This window comes from Clostridium sartagoforme AAU1 (assembly GCF_000401215.1).
In the GTDB taxonomy this organism is placed as follows: domain Bacteria; phylum Bacillota; class Clostridia; order Clostridiales; family Clostridiaceae; genus Clostridium; species Clostridium sartagoforme.
In genome coordinates, this window is sequence record NZ_ASRV01000083.1 from 1 (window position 1) to 5,095 (window position 5,095).

Consider the following 5,095-nt stretch of genomic DNA (forward strand, 5'->3'; position numbering starts at 1 on the left):
AGTATTTTAATTAAAAATAAATATGAAATTTTAAAATAATGATAATTAGTCTATACCTTATAAGCAATAAGTAATATTGTACTAAAGCAGCTAAAATGCTATAATGTAATTGATTTCAAAGAGAGGTGGATGGTGATTCCTATGTATAAAAAAATCTAAAAATTTATCAAGATTCATAACTGTTTGTATTACTAGTTTTATAGTTTCTATTATTTTAGGTCAACTTATTTCTAGTTTTAATGGATATCATTTTAGAGATGTAATTTTTGTAGAAGGAATACTTATATTAATGATAGGCATATTTTCGGCTATAGGAGGAAATCCTATGAGCTTGTCTCTTCAAGATTTTGGACAAATCAATCCACAATGGTTAGCAAATATTAGTTTAGAAACAAATGAAATTGATAGAAAAAGAATAGTTGATTCATGTAAAGTAATTATAAATATAGATATAATCAATTTATCATTAATGATAGGTGGATTTATAGTTTTATTAATAAGTCGTATATTATAAAATATTAGAAATTTAAGGAGCTACCGTAAGGCAGCTCCTTAAATTTTAAAAATACAAAACTATATATTTTAAAATAAAATCTTTTTTATACCAATTTCTTATATTCGTCTAATGCTTTAGAAAGCTGGTCAGGACAAGATGTACCCTTAGTTCCACATTCGATTCCTTTTAACTTATCTATTGCTTCATCAATATTCATTCCATTAACTAGGGTTGACAAGGCAATAAGATTTCCAGCACAACCTCTAACAAAATTCACATTTTTAATAATGCTATTTTCTACATCTATATGTATTTCAGTAGCACAAACCCCTTTAGTTTTATAAACAAACATAATAAATACCTCCTAAATTATATACAGTATTCATTATATATGCATATTAAATAGAAATGAAGAGAAAATGTGGAAATTTGATATAAAAGATAAAAAAATGTCCCATTTTTGAGTGAAACCCATATATTATAATGTACATATTGTTATCGAATATAGTATGGACTAATTTTATCTTAGTAACTATTTTCTATTTGAGGGAGGTGCTATATGAATTCTTTGATTGTTTGTAATACAGGTAGTGATTCCATAAATAAGATATCACTAGAAAAATTATTAAGTGGGAAAAAGTGATAAATGAGGAAGTGTTTTTAGAACTTGGAGAAAGACCTTTAGGACCTAGCAGCATCTGTTTAGAAAAAGATATAGCTTATACAACTAATAGTTATAGTAATTCTATATCAATAATAAATCTTAATATATTAAAGGAAGAAAGTAGTATATATGTAGGAGCACATCCAAATGATTTAGTTAACTATGATAATTATCTATATATATCATGTTCTGAATCTAATACTATTGTTCTTTATGATTTAAAAGAAAGAAAAGTAGTACTAGATATAGGAGTAAATAATTGGCCTAATAATATAGAAAAATGTAGAGAGAAAGGATTGATATTCGTATCTAATTTTCAAAGCAATAATGTATCAGTTATTGATGTAAATACTAATAAGGTAATTAAAAATATAAAAACATTAGAATATCCAACCAAAGTAAAAGTTTCTAATGATAGAACTTTATTGTATGTTTGCGAAAGTTATATTGGAGATGATAAAGATGGGTATATTGAGATATTCAAATTATCTAATTTAGAATCTGTATATAAAATAAAAGTTGGAAAAGTTCCTATGGATATTTTAGAAGATAATAAAAATATTTATATTTGTAATTTTGCTGATGGAAGTATTAGTATAATAGATAAAAAGAATTATAAAATACAGAGAAAAGTTACTTTGGGAGGTATGCCTAAATCAATAATCATATATAGAGAAATAGCCTTTGTATCTGATTATTTAAGAGGAAGAATTATGTGCATTGATTTAAATAAAAATGAAATAAAAGTCATAACAGTAGGAAAAGAACCTAATGCTATGACTTTATATTAGTTTTCATCATCAAATAATGAATTCATAATTTTAGTATAAATTTCAGAAGGATTGTTTTTCCAACGATTGCATAAAGATAGTGCTTGCTTCTTAGAAGGAACCGATACCTTAAGAGAAATTAAAAGGTTTTTATTTTCAGAAGCTTGTAAGTCTACTATAAATCCATTATCCTTAGCTAAAGTATAATCGCTATGAATAGTTAATTCCTTTTTTATAGAATCAAGCATTGTAAGGAGATAATCATCGATTATCTTCTTTTTTATTGTTGAAATTCTATCAGAAAAAAGGATAATACATTTGCTCCTTTTTCAGTTATACATATTAAATTTCTATCATTTACTACTTCATATTTCAAAAAGTCTGATGAAACAAGCTCGCTAATATATTGTTGAAGTGTAAAATAGTTTATAAAGTTATTTTCTAGTATAATTTCGGTTAGCTGAGTATTAGTTATAGGGGATTTTAAAGATTCCATCACATATAAAACTAGCAATTTATTTTCTGCCAATTCAGCTGAATTTTCGTACATATTAAACCTCCTTTTTAGAAAGTATAAATTAATTATATCATAAATTTTACTAAGTTTATATTATAGTAATTAATATTATTTATAAAGAATATAAATAAATGATAGCAATTTAAAGGAGTTTCTTGTGAAAAGAAGATATAGAGTTTTAATTAGCGTATCACTATTAGTAATTACTATAGTTGTTTCTATTTTATTTGAGGGTGAACTAAAATATGTTTTTTCAAGCACTTTCAATGAAGGACCTATCTATAGGGTAAATAAAGATGAGAAAGTGATATCATTAAGTTTTGATATAAATTGGGCTGAAAAAGATGAAATTTATAACATATTAGAGGTACTAGATAAATATAATGTAAAGGCAACCTTTTTTATTATGGGAGGTTGGGTAAATTATAGTGAAGAAAATAGAGAAAAGCTTATTAAGATAAAGGAAGGAGGCCACGAAATAGGAAACCATAGCTATATACATCCTATGTTCACTAAAATTGATGAAAATAGGATGAAAGAAGAACTAGAAAAACAGATAAAATAATAGAAGAAACAATTGGGATTAAGCCTAAATTATTTAGATTTCCTAGTGGGGATTATAATAAAAAAGCTTTTGATTATGTAAGTAGTAAAGGCTATAAATGCATTCAATGGGATGTTGATTCTGTTGATTGGAAAGAAAGGGGTGCTGATGAAGAGTATAATAGAGTTATTAAAAAAGTAGCCCCAGGATCAATTTTACTTTTCCATAATAATGCAAAATATACGCCGGGAAATTTAGATAGAATAATAAAAAGTCTTGAAGATAGTGGATATTCTTTTGCTACAGTAGGAGATATTATATATTATGAAAATTATTATGTTGATGATAAAGGCGAGCAAATAAAAAAATAAAATAAAAAATATTGAAAAATGATGATATAATGTATTATAATGGAAATATATCCAGTGGGGTTACAAAAATTACAATCGATTAAATTTATTACTAAGGGAGAGAGGGGTTAGTGATGGACAACTTGATGTTAAATAATAAGATTTATTTAGAGGGAAAAGTAATATCAGAATTGGAATTTAGCCATGAAATGTATGGGGAAGGGTTTTATACGTTTTCAATGGAGGTTATGAGGCTTAGTGATTCAGTTGATGTTTTAAACATAACAGTATCAGAACGACTAATTGCTAATATGGATTTATCTATTGATAAGGAAATAATAGTAGATGGTCAATTAAGATCATATAATAAGTTTGTTGATGGAGCTAATAAACTCATATTAACTGTATTTGCAAGAAATATTGAACCTTGTATTGAAAGAAGTAAAAATCCAAATGAAATATTCTTAGATGGATATATATGTAAGGAACCTGTTTATAGGACAACTCCCTTTGGGAGAGAAATTGCTGATGTACTATTAGCAGTAAATAGAGCATATAATAAATCAGATTATATTCCTACAATAGCATGGGGAAGAAATTCAAGATTCTGCCAAACTTTAGAGGTTGGAGATAATATTAGAGTTTGGGGAAGATTACAAAGTAGAGAATATCAAAAGAAGGTTAATGACACAGAAGTAATGAAAAAGATAGCATATGAAGTTTCTGTATCAAAGATGGAGAAGGTTCAAAATGATAATTTAGATTCAGAGCATGAAGTTACTGAACAAGAAGTAATGTAGTATAAAATAAAGGTGAAGAGTTAAACTTTTCACCTTTTATTATGTATTAATCATTTTCTTAAATCATCTAAAATTTTCACTTTATCCTTTGTCTGATCATCAACGATTTTAATTATTTTAGCTGGGCTACCAGCCACAACTACTCCAGAAGGAACATCTTTAACAACAACAGATCCAGCAGCTATAACAGCACCATCGCCTATTTTAACTCCTTCTAATATAACAGAGTTTGCACCTATTAGCACATTATCACCAATTTCACAAGGCGACTTACTTGGTGGTTCTAAAACTCCTGCAACTACAGCTCCAGCTCCAAGGTGAACATTTCTACCAAGTTTCCCCCTAGCACCAACTACTGCATTCATATCTACCATAGTGCCTTCACCAATTTCTGCGCCAATATTTATTACGGCCCCCATCATAATAACAGCATTTTTATCAATCTTCACTCTGTCCCTTATTATTGCACCAGGTTCTATTCTAGCATCTACATCTACAAGATTTAACATAGGAATAGCAGAGTTTCTTCTATCATTTTCAATTCTATAATAATTAATGAGTTTATTATTATTATTAATAAATTCATTTACCACATTATGTTCTCCAAAAAGAATATAAAAGTTATTATTTCCATACCATTCTATATCTTGTATATTAGCATTACTTAAATCTCCATTAACATATGCTTTAACAGGTGTTGTTTTTTTTGAGTCCTTTATAAATTTTGCAATTTCATAAGGATCTGTTAACTCATTATAGCTCATATTATACCCTCCTATACTATAAAGTTAGAATGAAAAAATTATATCAATATATTTCATGTATATCAATAGAAAGTAAGTAAAAAAGTGTTAAAATATATTATATTTACAATGTAGGGATATATAATGTACAATTTATAAAAAAAGGAGTTGAATAAAATGAAACTTGAAAAAGGTCTTGTTCAAGTGTACA

General features: G+C 26.8%; 5 protein-coding genes and 2 pseudogenes. 4 read left to right on the forward strand and 3 right to left on the reverse strand.

Features of this window, described 5'->3' with window-relative positions; genetic code table 11:
• The first annotated feature begins 289 nt into the window (after window positions 1-289).
• A complete protein-coding gene (locus tag A500_RS06360) occupies window positions 290-514 on the forward strand; it encodes a hypothetical protein (RefSeq protein WP_016206767.1) in 225 nt (74 codons plus the stop codon).
• An 85-nt stretch (window positions 515-599) separates the two neighbouring features.
• Here the strand turns inward: A500_RS06360 and A500_RS06365 are convergent, their stop codons facing one another.
• Window positions 600-848, reverse strand: coding sequence for a TIGR03905 family TSCPD domain-containing protein (locus A500_RS06365; RefSeq protein ID WP_016206768.1), 249 nt, complete (start codon window positions 846-848; stop codon window positions 600-602).
• A gap of 287 nt (window positions 849-1,135) precedes the next feature.
• On the opposite strand from A500_RS06365, the gene A500_RS06370 reads away from it, so the two are divergent.
• The gene (locus A500_RS06370) at window positions 1,136-1,951 is read left to right on the forward strand and encodes a YncE family protein (RefSeq protein WP_016206769.1); all 816 of its coding nucleotides are present in this window, start codon (window positions 1,136-1,138) and stop codon (window positions 1,949-1,951) included.
• Here A500_RS06370 and A500_RS06375 read toward each other — a convergent pair.
• A pseudogene (locus A500_RS06375) lies at window positions 1,948-2,480 on the reverse strand (DUF4364 family protein). The gene A500_RS06370 and the pseudogene A500_RS06375 overlap by 4 nt on opposite strands.
• A 124-nt stretch (window positions 2,481-2,604) precedes the next feature.
• Between A500_RS06375 and A500_RS06380 the strand changes: the two are divergent.
• Window positions 2,605-3,362 (forward strand): annotated as a pseudogene (locus A500_RS06380) (polysaccharide deacetylase family protein).
• A 113-nt stretch (window positions 3,363-3,475) separates the two neighbouring features.
• Window positions 3,476-4,141, forward strand: a complete 666-nt coding sequence (locus tag A500_RS06385) for a single-stranded DNA-binding protein (protein WP_040436603.1) — start codon at window positions 3,476-3,478, stop codon at window positions 4,139-4,141.
• A 50-nt stretch (window positions 4,142-4,191) separates the two neighbouring features.
• On the opposite strand, the gene dapD is transcribed toward A500_RS06385, so the two are convergent.
• On the reverse strand, window positions 4,192-4,905 hold the full coding sequence (gene dapD, locus A500_RS06390; protein ID WP_016206772.1) for a 2,3,4,5-tetrahydropyridine-2,6-dicarboxylate N-acetyltransferase: 714 nt from the start codon (window positions 4,903-4,905) through the stop codon (window positions 4,192-4,194).
• Window positions 4,906-5,095 lie beyond the last annotated feature (190 nt).

Excerpts from the sequence above, each read along its gene's own strand:
- A500_RS06365 (WP_016206768.1), bottom strand. The coding sequence starts at position 848 with ATGTTTGTTTATAAAACTAAAGGGGTTTGTGCTACTGAAATACATATA.
- A500_RS06385 (WP_040436603.1), top strand. The coding sequence starts at position 3,476 with ATGGACAACTTGATGTTAAATAATAAGATTTATTTAGAGGGAAAAGTA.
- dapD (WP_016206772.1), bottom strand. The coding sequence starts at position 4,905 with ATGAGCTATAATGAGTTAACAGATCCTTATGAAATTGCAAAATTTATA.
- A500_RS06360 (WP_016206767.1), top strand. The coding sequence starts at position 290 with ATGATAGGCATATTTTCGGCTATAGGAGGAAATCCTATGAGCTTGTCT.